This window comes from Donghicola mangrovi (assembly GCF_013377535.1).
Classification (GTDB): domain Bacteria; phylum Pseudomonadota; class Alphaproteobacteria; order Rhodobacterales; family Rhodobacteraceae; genus Donghicola; species Donghicola mangrovi.
This window is the reverse complement of record NZ_JABCJE010000001.1, coordinates 706,989-724,997: the sequence shown is the minus strand read 5'-3', so window position 1 is coordinate 724,997 and position 18,009 is coordinate 706,989. Positions and strand designations below refer to the sequence as shown.

At 55.3% G+C, this 18,009-nt stretch carries 24 protein-coding genes; 16 read left to right on the top strand and 8 right to left on the bottom strand.

All coding sequences use genetic code 11. The annotated features are described in order from the left end of the window. Positions 1–421: 421 nt before the first annotated feature. The 3 genes from rpsT to mutM form a co-directional block, all read right to left on the bottom strand. A complete protein-coding gene (rpsT, locus tag HJ536_RS03740; protein WP_176852364.1) occupies positions 422–685 on the bottom strand; it encodes a 30S ribosomal protein S20 in 264 nt (87 codons plus the stop codon). A 111-nt stretch (positions 686–796) separates the two neighbouring features. Next, positions 797–1,573 (bottom strand): enoyl-CoA hydratase, encoded by a 777-nt coding sequence (locus HJ536_RS03735; protein ID WP_177156703.1) that lies wholly within the window; start codon positions 1,571–1,573, stop codon positions 797–799. Positions 1,574–1,636: 63 nt separating this feature from the next. After that, a complete protein-coding gene (gene mutM / locus HJ536_RS03730; protein WP_177156702.1) occupies positions 1,637–2,488 on the bottom strand; it encodes a bifunctional DNA-formamidopyrimidine glycosylase/DNA-(apurinic or apyrimidinic site) lyase in 852 nt (283 codons plus the stop codon). 87 nt (positions 2,489–2,575) lie between these two features. Here mutM and ubiE point away from each other — a divergent pair, with 87 nt between their 5' ends. After that, entirely contained in the window at positions 2,576–3,331 is a 756-nt protein-coding gene (gene ubiE, locus HJ536_RS03725; protein ID WP_176852367.1) for a bifunctional demethylmenaquinone methyltransferase/2-methoxy-6-polyprenyl-1,4-benzoquinol methylase UbiE, read from the top strand. A gap of 3 nt (positions 3,332–3,334) precedes the next feature. Continuing rightward, positions 3,335–4,867 (top strand): 2-polyprenylphenol 6-hydroxylase, encoded by a 1,533-nt coding sequence (gene ubiB / locus HJ536_RS03720; protein ID WP_177156701.1) that lies wholly within the window; start codon positions 3,335–3,337, stop codon positions 4,865–4,867. Here ubiB and HJ536_RS03715 read toward each other — a convergent pair. After that, complete coding sequence (locus HJ536_RS03715; protein ID WP_177156700.1) at positions 4,864–5,520, bottom strand: flagellar hook capping FlgD N-terminal domain-containing protein; 657 nt, start codon at positions 5,518–5,520, stop codon at positions 4,864–4,866. The genes ubiB and HJ536_RS03715 overlap by 4 nt on opposite strands. 3 nt (positions 5,521–5,523) lie before the next feature. Continuing rightward, on the bottom strand, positions 5,524–6,876 hold the full coding sequence (locus HJ536_RS03710; RefSeq protein ID WP_177156699.1) for a hypothetical protein: 1,353 nt from the start codon (positions 6,874–6,876) through the stop codon (positions 5,524–5,526). A gap of 360 nt (positions 6,877–7,236) precedes the next feature. Between HJ536_RS03710 and HJ536_RS03705 the strand changes: the two genes are divergently transcribed. The 5 genes from HJ536_RS03705 (at position 7,237) to HJ536_RS03685 (ending at position 10,707) form a co-directional block, all read left to right on the top strand. After that, on the top strand, positions 7,237–7,557 hold the full coding sequence (locus HJ536_RS03705; protein ID WP_177156698.1) for a hypothetical protein: 321 nt from the start codon (positions 7,237–7,239) through the stop codon (positions 7,555–7,557). 184 nt (positions 7,558–7,741) lie between these two features. Further along, positions 7,742–9,091 (top strand): flagellin, encoded by a 1,350-nt coding sequence (locus tag HJ536_RS03700; RefSeq protein ID WP_176852373.1) that lies wholly within the window; start codon positions 7,742–7,744, stop codon positions 9,089–9,091. A 70-nt stretch (positions 9,092–9,161) separates the two neighbouring features. Beyond that, positions 9,162–9,524: a flagellar biosynthesis regulator FlaF gene (flaF, locus tag HJ536_RS03695; protein ID WP_177156697.1), complete on the top strand. Its 363-nt coding sequence runs from the start codon at positions 9,162–9,164 to the stop codon at positions 9,522–9,524. Continuing rightward, a complete protein-coding gene (gene flbT / locus HJ536_RS03690) occupies positions 9,521–9,925 on the top strand; it encodes a flagellar biosynthesis repressor FlbT (protein ID WP_176852375.1) in 405 nt (134 codons plus the stop codon). Before flaF ends, flbT begins: the two co-directional genes overlap by 4 nt. Further along, positions 9,922–10,707, top strand: coding sequence for a DUF1217 domain-containing protein (locus HJ536_RS03685; protein WP_177156696.1), 786 nt, complete (start codon positions 9,922–9,924; stop codon positions 10,705–10,707). Before flbT ends, HJ536_RS03685 begins: the two co-directional genes overlap by 4 nt. On the opposite strand, the gene HJ536_RS03680 is transcribed toward HJ536_RS03685, so the two are convergent. Continuing rightward, entirely contained in the window at positions 10,704–12,020 is a 1,317-nt protein-coding gene (locus HJ536_RS03680) for a FliI/YscN family ATPase (protein ID WP_177156695.1), read from the bottom strand. The genes HJ536_RS03685 and HJ536_RS03680 overlap by 4 nt on opposite strands. 87 nt (positions 12,021–12,107) lie before the next feature. Between HJ536_RS03680 and HJ536_RS03675 the strand changes: the two genes are divergently transcribed. Genes HJ536_RS03675 through HJ536_RS03635 form a run of 9 tightly spaced genes read left to right on the top strand, consistent with a single transcriptional unit; the run spans position 12,108 to position 16,618 of the window. Further along, positions 12,108–12,476, top strand: a complete 369-nt coding sequence (locus HJ536_RS03675; protein WP_177156694.1) for a flagellar basal body protein — start codon at positions 12,108–12,110, stop codon at positions 12,474–12,476. Between the two features lie 9 nt (positions 12,477–12,485). Then, a complete protein-coding gene (flgC, locus tag HJ536_RS03670) occupies positions 12,486–12,878 on the top strand; it encodes a flagellar basal body rod protein FlgC (RefSeq protein WP_177156693.1) in 393 nt (130 codons plus the stop codon). Positions 12,879–12,896: 18 nt separating this feature from the next. Continuing rightward, entirely contained in the window at positions 12,897–13,184 is a 288-nt protein-coding gene (gene fliE, locus HJ536_RS03665) for a flagellar hook-basal body complex protein FliE (RefSeq protein WP_176852379.1), read from the top strand. Further along, a complete protein-coding gene (locus tag HJ536_RS03660; protein WP_176853116.1) occupies positions 13,181–13,453 on the top strand; it encodes a flagellar biosynthetic protein FliQ in 273 nt (90 codons plus the stop codon). The genes fliE and HJ536_RS03660 overlap by 4 nt, the downstream gene beginning before the upstream one ends. Further along, positions 13,453–14,166: a flagellar hook-basal body complex protein gene (locus tag HJ536_RS03655; RefSeq protein ID WP_177156692.1), complete on the top strand. Its 714-nt coding sequence runs from the start codon at positions 13,453–13,455 to the stop codon at positions 14,164–14,166. Before HJ536_RS03660 ends, HJ536_RS03655 begins: the two co-directional genes overlap by 1 nt. 12 nt (positions 14,167–14,178) lie before the next feature. Continuing rightward, positions 14,179–14,964 (top strand): flagellar basal-body rod protein FlgG, encoded by a 786-nt coding sequence (gene flgG, locus HJ536_RS03650; RefSeq protein ID WP_177156691.1) that lies wholly within the window; start codon positions 14,179–14,181, stop codon positions 14,962–14,964. Next, the gene (flgA, locus tag HJ536_RS03645) at positions 14,964–15,389 is read left to right on the top strand and encodes a flagellar basal body P-ring formation chaperone FlgA (RefSeq protein WP_177156690.1); all 426 of its coding nucleotides are present in this window, start codon (positions 14,964–14,966) and stop codon (positions 15,387–15,389) included. Before flgG ends, flgA begins: the two co-directional genes overlap by 1 nt. Next, the gene (gene flgH, locus HJ536_RS03640; RefSeq protein WP_177156689.1) at positions 15,389–16,132 is read left to right on the top strand and encodes a flagellar basal body L-ring protein FlgH; all 744 of its coding nucleotides are present in this window, start codon (positions 15,389–15,391) and stop codon (positions 16,130–16,132) included. The genes flgA and flgH overlap by 1 nt, the downstream gene beginning before the upstream one ends. Before the next feature lie 9 nt (positions 16,133–16,141). Then, positions 16,142–16,618 (top strand): flagellar basal body-associated FliL family protein, encoded by a 477-nt coding sequence (locus tag HJ536_RS03635; RefSeq protein WP_177156688.1) that lies wholly within the window; start codon positions 16,142–16,144, stop codon positions 16,616–16,618. Here the strand turns inward: HJ536_RS03635 and HJ536_RS03630 are convergent. Together HJ536_RS03630 and HJ536_RS03625 are read right to left on the bottom strand one after the other, a co-directional pair. Beyond that, entirely contained in the window at positions 16,615–16,944 is a 330-nt protein-coding gene (locus HJ536_RS03630) for a hypothetical protein (protein WP_177156687.1), read from the bottom strand. The genes HJ536_RS03635 and HJ536_RS03630 overlap by 4 nt on opposite strands. Further along, positions 16,941–18,008 (bottom strand): EscU/YscU/HrcU family type III secretion system export apparatus switch protein, encoded by a 1,068-nt coding sequence (locus HJ536_RS03625; protein ID WP_177156686.1) that lies wholly within the window; start codon positions 18,006–18,008, stop codon positions 16,941–16,943. The genes HJ536_RS03630 and HJ536_RS03625 overlap by 4 nt, the downstream gene beginning before the upstream one ends. Between the last annotated feature and the right edge of the window lies 1 nt (position 18,009).

The following is an 18,009-nucleotide window of genomic DNA, read 5'->3' as shown; positions in this document are numbered from 1 at the left end:
ACACGCACACCGCTTGCCTGCGCCTACAGGCAAACTTTAAATAAAAGCCAGCGTTCTTAAGGGGATGCCACCTGGCAACACTTAAGGATTCCGGAACACACACGTTTCCCGGGTATAAAACACCAACTCAGTTAGTCTTGGCCAAGGGGACACGGCAAACGTTGTCGATTCCACTCCTTTTGACGGAGCGGTTTCAACGTTCGCATCTTTGGTAAAAGACGCCTGCCTGTGACCCCCAGGTGCGATGTGACTCGCTGGAACAACTTACCAACTGGGCTTACAGGGCGGCAACTGATCTTCGCTCTTGACGCTCAGATTCACAAAAAGAATCCCTAGAATCGGCGAAACCCTTGAAAAACAAAGAAAAAAGGCACCACTTGCGTGGTGCCTTTTTGTCAGTCAGACTTTCTGACCGAATTGCTTATGCGATCGCTTTGACCCGGGCCGACAGACGCGACATTTTACGCGCTGCGGTGTTTTTGTGCACCAGGCCCTTGGTCACACCGCGCATCAGTTCGGGCTGAGCGTCGCGCAGAGCAGCGATTGCTGCCTGCTGATCGCCCGATGCGATGGCCTCTTCGACCTTGCGCAGGTAGGTCCGGATCCGCGAGCGGCGGGCCTTGTTAACGGCATAGCGCCGTTCGCTCTGGCGGGCGCGCTTTTTGGATTGAGGCGAATTTGCCATGTGTCTCGGTCCTGTGCTTAGGATGAATTCTTATGAGAGCGCTCTATTATGGGCGACTCGGCTCTGAGTCAACGGGGCATCTGTGGAAAAATGCCCCGAAGCCATGTTTTCTTAGCGGTCGCGGAACTGCGGCTCGCGTTTTTCCAGGAATGCAGCCATGCCTTCCTTCTGGTCTTCGGTCGCGAACAGGCCATTGAACAGGCGGCGTTCGAACTGGATTCCCTCGGTCAGAGTGGTTTCAAAGCTGCGATTGACCGCCTCTTTGGCCGCCATAACGCTGACCATCGATTTCTCGGCGATCTTGCTGGCGGCGCTCAGGGCCTCTTCTTTCAGCTTCTTGGCGGGAACGACGCGGCTGACCAGCCCCGAGCGCTCCGCCTCTTCGGCTTCCATGAAGCGGCCGGTCAGATGCATATCCATCGACTTGGCCTTGCCCACGGCCCGTGTCAGGCGCTGGGTGCCACCGATTCCGGCGATCACACCCAGATTGATCTCGGGCTGACCGAACTTGGCGTTATCTGCGGCGATAATGAAATCGCACATCATTGCCAACTCGCAGCCGCCACCAAGGGCATAGCCGGAAACCGCAGCGATCACCGGCTTGCGCGTCTTGGTGATCTTGTCGCCCTCGGTTCCAAAGAAATCGGACATATACATGTCCACAAAAGACATCTCGGACATTTCCTTGATGTCCGCACCGGCGGCAAAAGCCTTTTCCGATCCGGTAATGACGATGCAGCGCACCTTGTCGTTCTGATCCGCCTCGGACAGAGCCTTGGCGAGTTCCCCCAGAAGCTGGCTGTTCAGCGCATTCAGCGCCTCGGGCCGGTTCAGGGTGATCAGTGCCACATGATCGTCGATATCGACGATGATCGTTTCAAAGGCCATTAACCTCGTCCCGTGTTACTTCGATCAGGACGATTCCTTACCAGTGTGAGCCGTCCGATCAAGTTATCTTTGACACGTCGGACAGTAGAAGCTGGACCGCCCCGACTGCACGATTCGTCTGATTTCAGCTTCGCATCCCGTTGTTTTACAGGTCATCCCCTCTCGACCATAGACATCGAAATTGTGTTGAAAATACCCCAGTTCGCCGTCCGCTTGCCTAAAATCCTTCAGAGAAGAGCCCCCTGCGGCGATCGCCTCTTCGAGCACTTGGCGGATGATCGGGACCATGGATCTGACGCGACGTTCCGAAATGGCGCCGGCCTGACGCGCGGGGTGGATACCTGCCCTGAACAGGGTTTCGCAGACATAGATATTCCCCAGTCCAGCAACGATTTTCTGGTCCAAAAGGGCCGATTTGACAGGCATCTTGCGCCCCCTGAATCGCTCTACCAAATGATCCTCGGAGAACGCATTGCCAAGGGGTTCAGGCCCCAAACCGGCCAGCCATTTATGGGCATCCACGCCTGCGGTGGCTGCCAGATCCATCGCCCCGAACCGCCGCGCATCGTTAAAGGTGATGCGTGCCCCGCCCTCCATGTCCAAGACCACGTGATCATGCTTTTCCGGCGCCGGATGCGGGTGGGCAAAGGCCCCCACCTGCGCGCCCGATATCAGCATCCGCCCCGACATGCCCAAATGAATCAGCAAGGTCTCCCCGCCATCCAGATCACAGAGGATGTATTTCGACCGCCGCCGCAGCCCCAAAACGCGCTGTCCCGTTAACCGATCCGCCATGTTTTCAGGCAAAGGCCAGCGCAAATCGGGCCGGTTCACCTGTGCACGGGCAATCACGGCACCGGTCATCACAGGCTCCAGCCCGCGACGGACTGTCTCGACTTCGGGTAATTCGGGCATTGAGTCGCTCCTTCTTGGCAGGGGCCGCATTGTATCGCCCCCGCAGCGCCCTATAAGAAGGGGCAGTAACAAGGACGATCAAGACCCATGAGTACTGAAGACACCCAAGGCACCACCCATTTCGGCTTCCAAACCGTACGCGAAAGCGAAAAGGCAGGACGTGTGCAGGGCGTCTTTAATTCGGTCGCGTCCAAATATGACATCATGAACGACGTCATGAGCATGGGCATCCACCGCGTCTGGAAGGATGCGATGATGGATTGGCTGGCGCCGCGCCCGAACACGCGCCTGCTGGACGTGGCTGGCGGCACTGGCGACATCTCGTTCCGCTATCTGAAGCGCGCTGGCAACGCCCATGCCACCGTTCTGGACCTGACCGAACCCATGCTGGTCGAAGGCCGCAAGCGCGCTGACGCCGAAGCGATGTCGGATTCGTTGAACTGGGTCGTCGGTGACGCGATGAAGCTGCCGTTCGAGGATAACACCTTTGACGTCTACACGATCAGCTTCGGCATCCGAAACGTGACTCGCCCGCAGGTCGCCCTGAACGAAGCCTACCGCGTGCTGAAACCCGGCGGCCGCCTAATGGTGCTGGAGTTCAGCCAGATCCCGAACGACATGATGCAGTGGGTCTATGACCGTTACTCCTTCAACGTGATTCCCCGGATGGGCCAGGTGATCGCCAACGATTTTGACAGCTATCAATATCTGGTAGAGTCGATCCGCAAATTCCCCGACCAAGACACATTCCTTGGTATGGTGAAGACCGCTGGCTTTGCGAATGCCAAGTACCGAAACCTGTCCTTGGGCATCGCGGCCCTGCATTCGGGCTGGAAGATCTGATTCATGCGCGGCCCTCATAACATCATCCGCCTGATCCGCACCGGTGCGACGCTGGAACGTACCGGCGCCATGGGGTTCATCCTTGATGAAATGGATGCGCCCAATGCGCTGCGCGTTGTGCTGCGTGCGCTGGCGTGGCCCTTCCGTTGGCTGGGGGAAGAGGGCGATCCCTCCATGCCCCCCGCACCCCGTGCGCTGAATGCTTTGGGGCCGGCCTACATCAAATTCGGCCAGATTCTGTCGACTCGTCCTGACGTGGTCGGCGCCGAAGTGGCTGTACAGCTGCGCGTTTTGCAGGACAAACTACCGCCCTTCCCCACCGAAATCGCCAAAAAGATGGTGTTCGAGGAACTGGGTCAGCCCGTCGAAGAGATTTATTCGGAGTTCAGCGAGCCCCTCGCAGCGGCCTCGATCGCGCAGGTTCACAAGGCGCGTCTGGCTGATACCGGCGAAGAGGTCGCTGTCAAAGTCCTGCGCCCGAATGTCGAACGCGCCTTCCGCCGCGACATCGACGCCTTTTATTTCGCTGCCAAAGTCATCGAATTCCTCTCCCCGTCTTCGCGCCGTTTGCGCCCCACCGACGTGGTTGCCCACTTCGAAGGAGTCGTGATGGGCGAATTGGACCTGCGCCTCGAATCGAGCGCGGCTTCCGAATTTGCGGACAACACGAAAAACGACGCAGGTTTCACACTGCCGCAGGTCAAATGGGCATATTCGGGCCGCCGCGTGATGACCATGGGTTGGGCCGAGGGCGTATCGCTCGGGGATACCGCAGCCATCGATGCAGCTGGCCACGACCGACAGGTTTTGGGCGCGCGAGTCCTTCAGTTGTTCCTGAATCATGCCCTGCGCGATGGCTATTTCCACGCAGACATGCACCACGGCAACCTCAAGGTCGCGCCGAACGGGGACATCATCGCCTATGATTTCGGAATCATGGGGCACATTGATGAGTACACCCGCCGCGTCTACGCCGAGATTCTGTACGGTTTTATCCGCAAGGATTACCGCCGGGTCGCCGAGGTTCATTTCGAAGCCGGATACGTCCCCGCAGATCGCGAGGTCGAAGAGTTCGCCCGTGCCCTTCGTGCTGTTGGCGAACCGATTTTCGGCATGGACGCGACCCGAATCTCGATGGCCAAGCTGCTAGCCTACCTGTTCGAGGTTACCGAGCGCTTCGGCATGGAAACCCGCACGGAACTGATTCTGCTTCAACGCACGATGGTTGTGGTCGAAGGCGTTGCTCGTTCCCTTGATCCCCATATCAACATTTGGGAAGTCGCCCGCCCTGTGGTCGAGGACTATATCAAGACCAACCTCGGTCCCCGAGCAGTGGCGCGTGATCTGGCGAAAACCGCCAAAGTTCTTGGTCGATTCGGCCCGCGCTTGCCAGCGTTGGTAGAGGCTGCGCTCGTCGCGCAGTCCAATCCCAAACCGCAGGTTGCGCCACGGAACCGCTCTAGGGACCTAGCTATCGGCGGTGCATTGGGTGCCTGCCTCATGGCGGCAGCTTGGGCCTTGTCCAACGTTCACTAGCGAATGGCATCCACTTCTGTCTCATAAACGGTGGCACCGCTGGCCAAGGTCAGTTCGGCGCCAGCGTCACCAATCCGCACTTGGGTAACTTCGGTCCAAGTGCGTGCGCTGCTCGTCGCGCTAAGAGCGCCATCTGAATAGCTTTCGATAGAAAAGCTATAGCTGCCCTGATCCAGAGTTTCTCCCGCGTCTGTGGCACCAGACCAGAGAATCGTTTCCGGTGCGCCACTTAGTTCGCGTCTGCCAACTTCGGTGCCATTTGCGTCACGAATAACTAGAATATGCTGATCTGCTGCTCCGGGATATTCGGGACTAATTTCGATGGTACCGCCGCTGTAATCGGTCGCTGCGCTGCTCAGTACCGATCGACCGAGCAACTGAGCCTGAGCAGCCAATCCAGAGGAACCTGAAGTAGAGCTAAGGCTTTCCAAATACTGGTTCGTCAAAACCTGCTGTTCAACCTGTGAGAAGGTCGCGAGTTGTACCGCGAAATCAGTCGATTCAACCGGATTCAATGGGTCCTGATTCTGCATCTGAACCGTCATCATTTTCAAAAACGTCTCGAAATCCGAGGAAAGTACACTCGCAGCCTTGGTCGACGAACTGCTCGCAGCCTGCGACGCCATACTGCTTGAAACGCTACTGACCGCCATAAATTATGCCCTAATATCGATCTGACCTAAGATTTTCGAGTGTTGCATAGGTGCAGCGTGATCTTCACTTTCCATTAAACTTCCCTCGGAGAGCCTCGCCTTATTTGTGTAGGACGGCCGCGGATTAGAGTGCGTATCCCTTCCAGCAGACGAGAATGCGCCAGTTTCAAAGCGAAACCGTATAGGTGATTCCATTGTCAGTTTTGCTTCGTTGTTAAATTGATCAAGTAGCCTTTTGATCTGATCAATAGTCTCAGAATTATCGGCTTCAATTGTGACCGCCATGCCTTCGGTATCCCGCTGAAAAACCAATTTCATACGTCCGAGATCATGTGGTTGGAGTTCAACCTCAATGGCACTCTCAACTTTAGAAGACACACCAACCTTTACTATTTCTTGAACTTGATCAAAGTGCAGATGTACACTCCGGGCAGGCATTGCACCTGTTAGCGATACGGGATTTTCCATACTCGAATGAGAATTATATCCTTTTGTGACGTCATTCAGGCCACTTCCCACAGAATGCGCAGAAAGAAGGATTGAAGCGGCATCTCTTGGTACCTGAATATCTTTCTCATAGAACTCAGAAATTGGTCGAGGAGAAATTTCCCAATCCCGATCATGGTTTTTTTCAACACCCACATCGGGATAGCGCCCTATGGTTCCCGCTTCCGACATGTCATTTTCAGGACGCAACAGTTCTTCAGTAGAAAAAATTTCATCGCGATGTATGCTAGATAAAGAGCCATCCTTAGAGACAAAAAGTTTACGCTCTCCTTGCGAAAAGTCACTGGAGTAGATGAGTGGATTTAGGTTCTGCTCGTTATCTTCGGTCTCTCGATCAGAATCTGACCTTGTATATAAATGGATGGGGATATATTCATTTTCCCATTTTTCTTCATATTGAATTGTAGCAATCTTATTTTGAACTGGGCGTAGAAACTCCCCACTCTTACAAGAAGGGTCAATATACTTAAAATCGTCGATATCTTCAGGAACGAAATTTTCAAAGCTTTCATATTTTTTATTAAAATTAAAATTTCTCGTTTCAAGTCCCACAGCAACTTCACCTTCTTCATCCTGATCCGACACAAGGTGAGAGATTTTGATTTGCTCTTGTCGCAATGCTAGTGCACCCTCCGGACACCACCTTGATCCATTCATTCCTGAAGGAAAAATGTCCTCGCCGACAAGATCGACATCATCAGACAACTCTACGTTCTGACTATCTTGAGCAGAATCATCGAGTTCGAGCATTAGATCCTGGAAAAAACTGCATTCCTCATCAATGCGCAAACTTCCAGAAAGGTCGCAAGTCTGACGAAACAAAGCGGACTGTAGAACTGGGGGGATCATCTAGGACTCCTGACAAGGCCTATCGGATACCTCTCTGAAGTTACGACTTCTTTACCAGAACAGAACATTCTCTTTTAAAAGTGAGGATGTATCCGTGAAAATTTCGCACCCGAGTAACCTATCAGTCCCTCGAATAGAGGAACTGCGATCTACCGCCCAAAAGCTTGAAGCATGCTTCACAGCAGAAATGCTCAGGGCTGCCGGCCTTCACTCGCAGGGAGGCACCACAGACGGAGGTGTCGGCGAGACCCAGTTTTCGAGCTTTCTCATTGAACAGCAAGCCCAAGCGATCACCACTGCAGGTGGCCTCAATCTGACCGATTGCATTCTCTCAAAACTTTTAAAGGCGGAGGGCGCTCAATGAGTAGTATTCTTGAAAAATTTAATAAAATTGATGCCGCAATTATGTCTAGAAGATTTTCGGACTTACAGGGCATCATAGACGAACTCCATTCCATAGAGATCGAAGCCTCCGCATACAGCACAAAAGACTTGAAGGATATATCACGCCGCGCAGAGCGAACTGCCAAGATTATCAACTCAGCTAAAATAGGCCTAAGATCAGCGCAACTAGCACATCGCGATATTTGCAACCTTGGCTCGCATTTTTCCTGCTACAGGCCAAACGGGCAAAGGCGGGATGTGTTCATAGGATCGCCCAGAAAGATCATTAGCGGTTGATTTGATTAAATATCGACAGACAACGCCAAACACTTTCACCGCTTATTAGGAGTTGCACCCCAGAACTGCAATTGCATCGAGAGATGGCGCGGCGTTATCGCCGCAACTGTCAGAATGACATGGGACTGCCCAACAGGGCACATCGAAAAATGGCAATTAAGTGCCTTAAGTATTAGGAAAAAACATGTCCAGTATCCTGACCAACACCAGCGCAACCGTAGCACTGCAAACCCTCAAATCGATCAATAACGACCTGAACCAAGTTCAGAGCGAAATTTCGACCGGCATGTCGGTTTCGTCGGCAAAGGACAATGCTTCGGTTTTCGCAATTTCGAAAGTAATGGAAGCCGATGTCGCCGGGTTCGAGGCTGTTTCGGAATCCCTGTCTCTGGGACAATCGACCGTTGCGGTCGCTTCGAGCGCAGCCGAGGAAATCGGTGAATTGCTGAACGAGGTAAAGACCAAAATCGTTTCGGCAAACGAAGATAACGTCGACCGCAATAAGCTGAACTCCGAAGTCCAGTCGCTGGTCGAACAAATCACCGGAATCGTTGATTCGGCTCAGTTCAACGGCCTGAATATTCTGGACGGTAGTAATGATGGCAATGGCGGTTTCAGCGTTCTCTCGTCGCTGAATCGTAACGCAGACGGCTCGGTAACCTCGGGCAAAATCAGCTATGATCCTTCGCTGACCAACCTGTCGACCAAGAGCGGCACGGACCTTTCTGCTGGCACCAACCCGGCAACGAACCTGACCACTGCGGCCACCTACACAGAGGCAGACCTCGGTCCTGATCAAGCGACCATCTCGACCATCAGTGGCGCAAACGGCTTTGGTCTGTCGCAGGCCTCGGGCGCAAGCGCGCAGTTCGTGATCGGTGATTTCGAACTTCTGGCTTCGAACGGCACTGTTGGGGGCGGCGTTGCGCTAGCAGCGGGCGATGTTAACCTGACCGCCGGTACCGCTGAAGCTGGCCTAGTTGCTGGCGACAAAGTCTCGCTGACCCTAGGTAATACTGTGGCGACCTACACCATCGGCGTCGGCGACCGCACCGAGGATATCGCTTCGGGCCTGCGTTCGGCTCTGATTGAAGCAGGGATCGATCAGGACCAGTTCACTCTGGATACCAATGACAGCACTGGCTCGCTGACTATCAACAACAACTCCGAGCAGACCATCAACGGTTATTACCAGATTACCCGCGCGTCGGGCGGTCTGGCCGGTCTGGATACCCTTGATGTCTCGACCGCAAGCGGTGCTTCGTCGGCTCTGTCGCGCATCGAGACCTACATTCAAAAGACCGTTGATGCACAGGCTCAACTGGGTACCACCGAGAAGCGTCTCGAGATCCAAAGCAACTTCATGTCGAAACTCGTCGATAGCTTTAACAACGGGATCGGTTCGCTCGTGGACGCCGATATGGAAGAGGCCTCTGCCCGCCTGAAGGCTCTGCAGACCCAGCAGCAGCTCGGTGTCCAAGCGCTGTCGATCGCCAACCAGGCGCCGTCGACTCTGATGACTCTGTTCCGCTAATAGAGCACAGGCACGGGGGTAAACACCCCGTGCCACCTTCCACTCCCACAAATTCGAGGTTCATGCTGTGTTGGCTGAAAAAGCGCGCCTTGCGTATGGCGCGATGGATCGTGGCATCCAATCCCCCAGAGATATTGAGTACAAAGCCTTTGCCAAGGTTACCCGAGGCCTGAAGCTTGCTGCCGAGAGCGGCAAATCCCAGGTAAGTGAGCGCGCAAAAGCGCTGCACGAAAACCGCCAACTCTGGACCATTCTGGCAACAGATCTGGCCGGCAATGGCAACAAGCTACAGCCCACACTCAGAGCTGACCTACTGTCTCTTGCCGCCTTCGCCATCAAACAAAGCAGCCTTGCGATCAAGGATCCCTCGCTCTTGGCGGGCCTGATCGAGGTAAATACCAACATCATGCGCGGGCTCGGAGCACAGAAATGACGGGCCTGATCCTGAAACTCCAGCCGCGCGAACGAGTGCTGATCAACGGAACCATTATCGAAAATGGCGACCGACGCACGCGTGTCAGCATTCTGACTCAGGATGCCAAGGTCTTGCGAATGAAGGACGCGCTTCATCCCAACGAAGTGACCTCACCCGTGCGCCGCGTCGCCTATATCGCGCAGCTTGCCATCATCGGGGACGCCGATCCGAAAGAAGCCAAGCGCCAGCTGCTCAATGGAATCGAGAGCCTTAGTCAAATTTTGACCGATCCGGATAGCCGCGTTCAACTGAACAAAGCCACCGAGGCCGTCATCGGGGATCACTTCTACAACTGCATGAAAGCGTTAAAACAGTTGGTCCCGCGGGAGGATCGCCTGTTGGCGTACGAGGCACCATGAGCATTAGCGCTTTGGTTCCGATGGATGGGCTGGCAGGTTACCGTTTTTTGCAGCGCACGCGGGACCAGCAAGAGTATTTAATTGCCCAAACTCCGATGTCGCAACGCCTCCAAACTGCATTCAAAGAACGCATCGGCTCAATTGATACGCCTGCGCAACTGGTGAATGACAGGGAGCTTCTTGAGGTTGCATTGGGGGCTTTCGGGTTGTCTTCCGATATAGACTCCAAATTCTTTATCCAAAAGGTTCTGGAAGAAGGCACCACAGACAGCACCGCATTGGCAAACAAACTGTCGGACCAGCGTTATCAGGACTTTTCCAAGGCCTTTGGCTTCGGGGATCGCACGACACCCAGAACAAAGCTCTCCGGCTTTGCCGACGAGATTCTGAGCCAATTCAAAAGCGCCAGTTTCGAAGTCTCGGTCGGAGATCAGGATGAAAGCCTTCGGATTGCGCTGAATGCAGATCGGATGCTGGAAGAAATAGCATCGTCCGATGACACAAGTCGCATTAAATGGCTGAGCATCATCGGAAACGAACCCCTTCTGGAGTTGGTTCAGGGCGCGCTGGGTCTGCCAGATGGTGTCACACAACTTGATCTTGATCGGCAGGTCGAGATTTACGAAGAGAAGCTTAGCCGCCAAATGGGGATCGACATTGACGGCCTGACCGACTCCGAACATCGAGACAAACTGATTGAAAGGTATCTGATCAGAGCCTCCGTCGACAGCTTCGACACGTCCAGTCCCGGCGCTTTGGCTTTGACACTGCTTAGCGGTTAACGCCGGGGCTGCGTGAGGATATCCGCAAGCTTTCGAAATGCTGCCTCTGGCCCCATAGAGTTTCTTTCCGCAACAAAGGCATCCAATCTAGGCCACAGGCGAATTGCCCGATCCAACATGGGATCCGCACCCGGACTGTGCAGACCTGCGCGGATCATCGGTTCCGCACGGGCATATTCGCCCAAGGCCGCGCGCAATTCCGAAATCAAGCGGTTTTCAATCAGGCTCGCGGCATCCGGCAGGCTACGTGAAACCGACTTCAGCACATCAATTGCCGGATAACGGCCCCGCTCCGCAATGCGACGATCCAAAATGACGTGCCCGTCCAGAGTACCGCGCACTAGGTCGGCAATTGGTTCCTCCATGTCACTGCCAGCAACCAAGACAGTCATAAGCGCGGTGATATCGCCTTGATCGCCTTGGCCTGGACCGGCGCGTTCGGCCAAGCGCATCAGCGCTGGGGTCATGCTGGCGGGATAGTCGCGCAAAGCAGGAGCCTCGCCGCCCGCCACTGCGATTTCTCGATAAGCTTCGGCGAAACGCGTGATCGAGTCCGCCAAAAGCAACACTTGCTGCCCCTGATCCCGGAAATACTCGGCCACACAAGTGGCCGCTGGCAGACAACCGAGCCGCAAAAGCGGGGACTGATCTGAGGTTGCGGCGACGACGACACTTTTGGCCAGAACCTCTGGTCCTAGAACGTCTTTCACAAACGCTCCCAACTCTCTGCCCCGTTCGCCGATCAGGGCTATCACCCGTACATCTGCGCCCACCCCGCCTGCCAGTTGCCCCAGAAGGTGGGATTTACCAACGCCAGAGCCTGCGAAAATGCCGATGCGCTGGCCTCTGACCAACGGCAGTACGGTATCAAATACATTCAAGCCAGTCGGCATCCGTTCACCCAAACCACGGCGATGCGCTGCTGGAGGCGGAGATTGGTCGAGCGCCATCGGAGACCGCCCACTTGCCAGCGGTCGCCCGTCCAAAGGCCGCCCCCATGGATCAATGATCCGCCCCAACCAACTGGCATCAGGGGCAATGCGCCGGGCCCCTTTGTATTCGACCGAATCACCAATCGCGCATCCCGCCGGAGACCGCTCTGGCAGCGCGAGCAGTTCGGTTTCTTCCAGGCCGATCACCTCTGCGTCAAAGGTCTGCTCTGCGGTCCGAATCCCCAAAACATCCCCAAGTCGGGCGCGATGGATCAGCCCGCTCACTCGCAAAACGCCAGATTTTACTGCAGAAATCCGACCGCATTCCTTGACCGCCTGCAAGGCGCCAAGCTGGTTTCCCAAAATCGCAAGGTTTGTCATCCGAAATCCCCGAACAGGTTTATGCAAACCGTTTCTAAAGGAATCGCGGTTAACCCTTGATTGAAGCTAATCGAGGGAGAAGCCCCGATGTTTGAAAATATCGGCATTTTCAGAGTGGCCTCGGGAATGATCTCCCACGCCACCGCGCAACAGAAAGTTACAGCGCTCAATATCTCGAACGCGGAAACGCCGGGATATACCGCGAAAACCTTGAAGAATTTCGACATCTCGGACCGAGCGCCCCGTGAAATGGCGATGCGCAGCTCGCGTCAGGGACATCTCAGCAGCTTTACCACGTTGCCGAGCCAGGGCGCGCGGACGCTCGACACCAAAGCTCCGGTCGATCTGGAATCAGAGCTTCTGACCAGCGCACAGATCGAAGGCGATCATCAGCGCGCTGTTGGCATCTACCGATCGACGTTGGGGATTTTACGCTCCAGCCTTGGCAAGATGTGAGCGCGCTAGATGCCTGATCTGACCCAATCCATGTCGATCTCATCAGACGGTCTGCGCCTCCAAAGCCAGCGCCTGCGTCACGTGTCCGAGAACATCGCCCATGCCGACACGCCCGGATATCAGCGCAAGCTGCTGTCGGTGAAAACGCAAGGGTTTACCTTGTCCGAGGCCCAGGGACCGCAGTCGGGCCGCGTCATCCTCGACCAGTCGCCAGTGCAGGAAATCTATGATCCGGCGCACCCGCTGGCAGATTCGACCGGCCATTATCGCGGCTCGAACGTGGATCTGGTGATCGAACTTGCCGATGCACGGGCCGCACAGCGCGCCTACGAGGCCAACCTCAAAATGTTCCAACAAGCGCGAGAGATGTCGACCAGCTTGCTCGACCTGCTTCGCAAGTAAATCCAGAAGGATAAAGTCATGGATATTAACTCTGTCTTCGCCAGCCAGAAGTTCAGCGCGGCCAAAGAAATCCTGAAACCCGCGCCCGACACGGACCTCCCCGATCAGGTGATCAACAAAGTTCAAAGCTTTGCCGACACCCTGAAAGCGACCGAAGAAACCGCCATCAGCGCCATGACCGGCAAGGCCGACAACGCCGCCTTGGTTCAGGCCATCGCCCAAACCGAGCTGGCCGTCGAAACCGTGGTAACCGTCCGCGACAAGGTTGTGCAGGCCTATCAGGAAATCCTGCGCATGCCGATCTGATGTCCGAAACGGTCATCTTTGACATGATGCGGCTAGGGCTCTGGACGGCTGTTCAGGTGTCCCTGCCAATTCTGGCGGTTGCATTGATCACGGGTCTGGTGGTCGGCCTGCTACAGGCGCTGACCTCCATCCAGGAGATGACGTTAACCTTTGTTCCCAAGGTTCTGGCCATCGTCATCACCTTCTGGATGAGCATGGATTTCATGACCTCGAGCCTCGTGAACCTGTTCCAGAACGAAATTATCCCGATTGTCGCGAGGTACCACTGATGGATGCGTCATCCCTTGCCCCTTTGTCCCGCCAGCGCGGGTTGATCCAGGAAATGTCTGTTATCGCTCAGAATATTGCGAATGCGCAGACCACCGGCTACCGCGAACAAGGGGTTCTGTTTTCCGAATATCTGGCGCCCGATGCCGCCGACGGGGGCCTGTCCATGACACGTGCACACGGCCGGCTGGTGTCGAATGCCCAAGGCGCTCTGTTCGAAACCGGCGGGCAATTCGATCTGGCCATCGACGGCGAGGGGTATTTTCAGGTCGATGACAACGGCCAGCCCCTTTTGACCCGAGCGGGCCATTTCGTGCCGGATGCCTTTGGCACCCTTCGCAGCCCCGATGGATATGCGCTGATGGACTTGGGCGGGACACCAGTTCAGGTGCCCCCCGACGCGCGCGAAATCGCGATCGCCCCTGACGGTACGCTCTCTGCGGATGGCCAGCCGTTGGCGCGGATCGGCGTGGTCAGCCCCGAAAATCCGAGCAACCTGAGCCGGTCCGCCGGAGCGGTGTTTGTCGCGCCCGATGGTGCCCTGCCCACCACGGACGGTGCCCTCCGCCAAGGTTACCTCGAGGAATCGAACGTCGATCCGATCCGCCAGATGGCACGGATGGTCGAAGTCCAACGCGCCTACGAGATGGGCCAAAGCTTCTTGCGGTCCGAAGACGAGCGCATGCGCACCGCCATCGACACCCTCACCCGATAAAGGATTAACCAAATGCGAGCCCTTACCATCGCCGCCACCGGCATGAGCGCCCAACAGACACGGGTCGAGGTGATTTCCAACAACCTCGCCAATATGAGCACCACTGGCTATAACGCCCGTCGCGCCGAATTCTCGGACCTGCACTACCAGCAGGTCACCCGCGCGGGCAGCATCAACGCCAGCGACGGCAGCGTTGTGCCCACCGGCATTCAGCTGGGTTTGGGTGTGCGGCCATCTTCGGTCACGGTTAACCTGTCCCAAGGCGCCCTGTCCGAAACCGGCGGCGATCTGGATCTGGCGATTGAAGGCGGCGGGTATTTTGAGGTCAGCCTCCCCTCGGGCGAGGCCGCCTACACCCGCGATGGTGCCTTGAAACGTTCGGCTGACGGGCTGCTGGTGACCTCGGATGGCTTTGCATTAAACCCCGATATTTCGATCCCCATCGACACCCAAAGCATCAGCATTAACGCCGATGGCGAAGTGTACGGTTACTTTGCCGACAGCGCCGAAGGGCAGCTGCTGGGTCAGATCGCCCTGTCCAACTTTGCCAACCCACGCGGACTCGAGGCGCTTGGCTCGAACCTGTTCCGTGAAACCGAAGCCTCTGGCGCCGCCTACAACGCGAACCCCGGGGAAGAAGGGCTAGGCACCCTGCGTCAGGGATATCTGGAAGACAGCTCGGTCGATCCGGTACGCGAAATCACCGCGTTGATCGAAGCGCAGCGCGGGTATGAACTGAATTCCAAGGTCATTTCCGCGGCAGACCAGATGCTTGGCGCAACCACTCAGGTGCGATGATGCGGGTCCTGCTGCTGTTAACCGGCTTACTCTTGGGGGCACCGGCAGGCGCGGAAACGATCGTCGCCAGCCGCACCCTTCCTGCGCGGACGGTCATTACGGAAAGCGACATCGCGTTTGCCGCAGACACCACGCCCGGTGCCGCGACCAACATCACCGAGGTTATCGGCAAAGAGGCCCGCGCAACGATCTACAGCGGGCATCCGTTGTTCCTGTCCGCCCTAACCGCGCCTGCTTTGGTCGAGCGAAACCAACTGACCACCCTGATTTACGAACTGGGGGCGCTGACAATCTCGGCCGAAGGGCGCGTGTTAGAGCGCGGCGCAGCGGGCGATCTAGTGCGCGTCATGAACCTGTCGTCGCGAACTATCGTCCAAGGCGCGGTCCAGCCCGATGCCTCAATATCTGTATCTGGTAGTAACTGATGTCAAAACATCACGTATTTAGTATCATCCTCTCCAGCACCCTGATGCTCGCTGGCTGCAACCGCCTCGATCACTTGGGACGGCCGCCGACTTTTTCCCCAGTGGAAACCGAAAATCCCGAGCATGCCGCGATGCTAAGTCCGGGCATTCCTCTTTATACGGCTGCGCCACAACGCAACGGGGATGAGGCCTCTCTTTGGGATGCTGGTCAGAAATCTCTGCTAGGTGATCGGCGTGCGGAAAAGCGGGGTGACATTCTGACCGTCGTCATCGAAATTGATGACAAGGCGGAAATCTCCAACTCGACCCAGAGGTCGCGGGATGGGTCCGAGAATTTGTCGATCCCCTCTCTTTTCGGCGTGCCGCAGCGGGTGCAATCAGATCTGCCCGAGGGCGCGAGTTTGGCCGACGCTGTCTCGCTCAGCTCCTCTGGCGAGAGTGCGGGCAAAGGATCCGTTCGTCGCAACGAAAAACTGACCCTGCGTATTGCTGCAACCGTGACGAACGTCATGCCCAACGGCGTTCTAATCATCGAGGGGCAGCAAGAAGTACGGGTGAATTTCGAACTGCGCGAGTTGCTGGTCGAGGGCTTTGTCCGCCCCGAGGATATCTCTCGCGGGAACGAAATCACCTACGACAAGATCGCTTCGGCGCGGATTTCATATGGTGGGCGTGGTCAGATCACAGATGTCCAGCAACCACGTTATGGACAGCAAGTCACTGATATTATTCTGCCATTTTAAGAGGGCACCATGAAAATTCTTATACCAGTTATGTTGGCGGTTCTCGGTGCCGGTGCCGGCGCTGGCGCAGGATATTTGGTGCCGCTTGATCCCTCGCATTTACCACTAGCACACGCCACCGAAGGCGAGACAGCGATCGAAATGCTGGACAATCACACTGAGCCCACAAAAATAGTGAAACTCAGCAACCAGTTCATCATTCCCGTTATCGAAGATGACGGGGAAAGCGCGCTTGTCATTATGAGCCTGAGCCTGGAAGTGACCGAAGAAAAGAGCCAATCCGTCTTCGATCTGGAGCCGCGCTTGCGCGACGGCATCATGAAAGTGCTCTTTGACCACTCCAGTCACGGGGGCTTTTCTGGCCGGTATTACAGCGAAGACAAAATGGCCGTTCTACGCAAATACCTTTTGCAATCGGCTCAGGACATCATGGGCGGCGGTGTTCAAGGAGTCTTAATTACGGATCTGGTCCGTCAGGCCGCCTAACCCTGTTTACCAAAAATATCCTCCAGCGCGATGCGTCGTCCCAAGGCGCGTCGCGCTTTATTTTTCGCGGCATCTTCGAACAAAGTTGCCTTAGCCAAGTTCAGGTTAAGCGAGGCAATCTCTCGGCGGCGCCACTCCCCCCACGCCTGCCCCATGACCTGCATCTGAGGAGAGGCGTCTTGCGGCGCCAGCATGTTAACAGAGCGCAATTCGGCGATCTTATTAGCAAAGAAGCGCGTTTCTTCGACTCGCTTTGCAACTTCAGCGATTTCTCGGTCGGCAATCATCTGAGCCAGATCAATCAAGGTCTTTTCATCCGGTGTCACTGCACTGCTCCAAATGGGCATTTTCGGGCCTTCTCGCGCAGACTGTCCGCAAATCTGATTGCGATTGCAACAGCGGCATAAAGATCTGGTGGAACCTCTTCGCCAACACCGCAAACTGAATTCAAGGCGCGAGCTGTCGGAATATCTTCGTGAATAGGGACCCCATTTTCCATCGCGATCTCTTTAATACGAAGCGCAACCAAATCTTGCCCCTTTGCCACACAAACCGGTGCAGTTCCCTTTTTCCGGGACCATCGAAGCGCAACTGCCACGTGTATAGGGTTAACAATCAAGACATCAGCTGTTCCAGCGTCTTGCATCATACGGGAGGAACCAATTTCATAGGCCTTTTGTCGCCGCTTTTGTTTAATTTCGGGGCTACCCTCATTGTCTTTATGCTCGTCCTTGACCTCTCTATCGGTCATCATGTTTTCTTTTAAAAACGAATTTCTCTTTAAAACATAGTCTAGTCCACCAAAAACAAGGAAGCATATTGCCATAACGACTAGAACTGAGTTCATCACGTGGACGCCAGAGATCATCTGTAGCGCCAGGCTATCTTGCAACGATTTATAGGTACTCTGAAATAAATCGCGCCCAAAGTGCAATCCCAAACATCCGACTGCCACAGCCTTAGAAAACGAGACCAAAAACTGACGCAAGCCTTTTGCGCCAAATTTCTGCGAGAAATTTTGAACTGGATTTAGCTTGGAAAATTTAAAGTGGATGTTGTCGAACTGAAAATTCAAGCCTTTCATTCTCAAAGCCGCAAACAGTGTTACAAAGATTGGAGCCAAGAGTATAAGTGCAATAGCCATGAAAGCTTCGAAAAAGGCGCTACTTAGCCCTTTATCCGGAGGGTTGCTGAAAAACTGAAAAGCATCCCTCAATATCCTTGAAACGCTTTCGGCCATCTCATCGGAGAAAAACAGAAGGGCCAAAATAAAGAAGAGCAGAGCGATAGAGGAAAGTAACTCCGGAGAGTCGGGCAATCTACCTTCCTTTCGAAGTCTTGCCAGTTTTTGAGTGCTCGCGTCGTGCTTCTTTTCGTCCTTCTCCGACAAA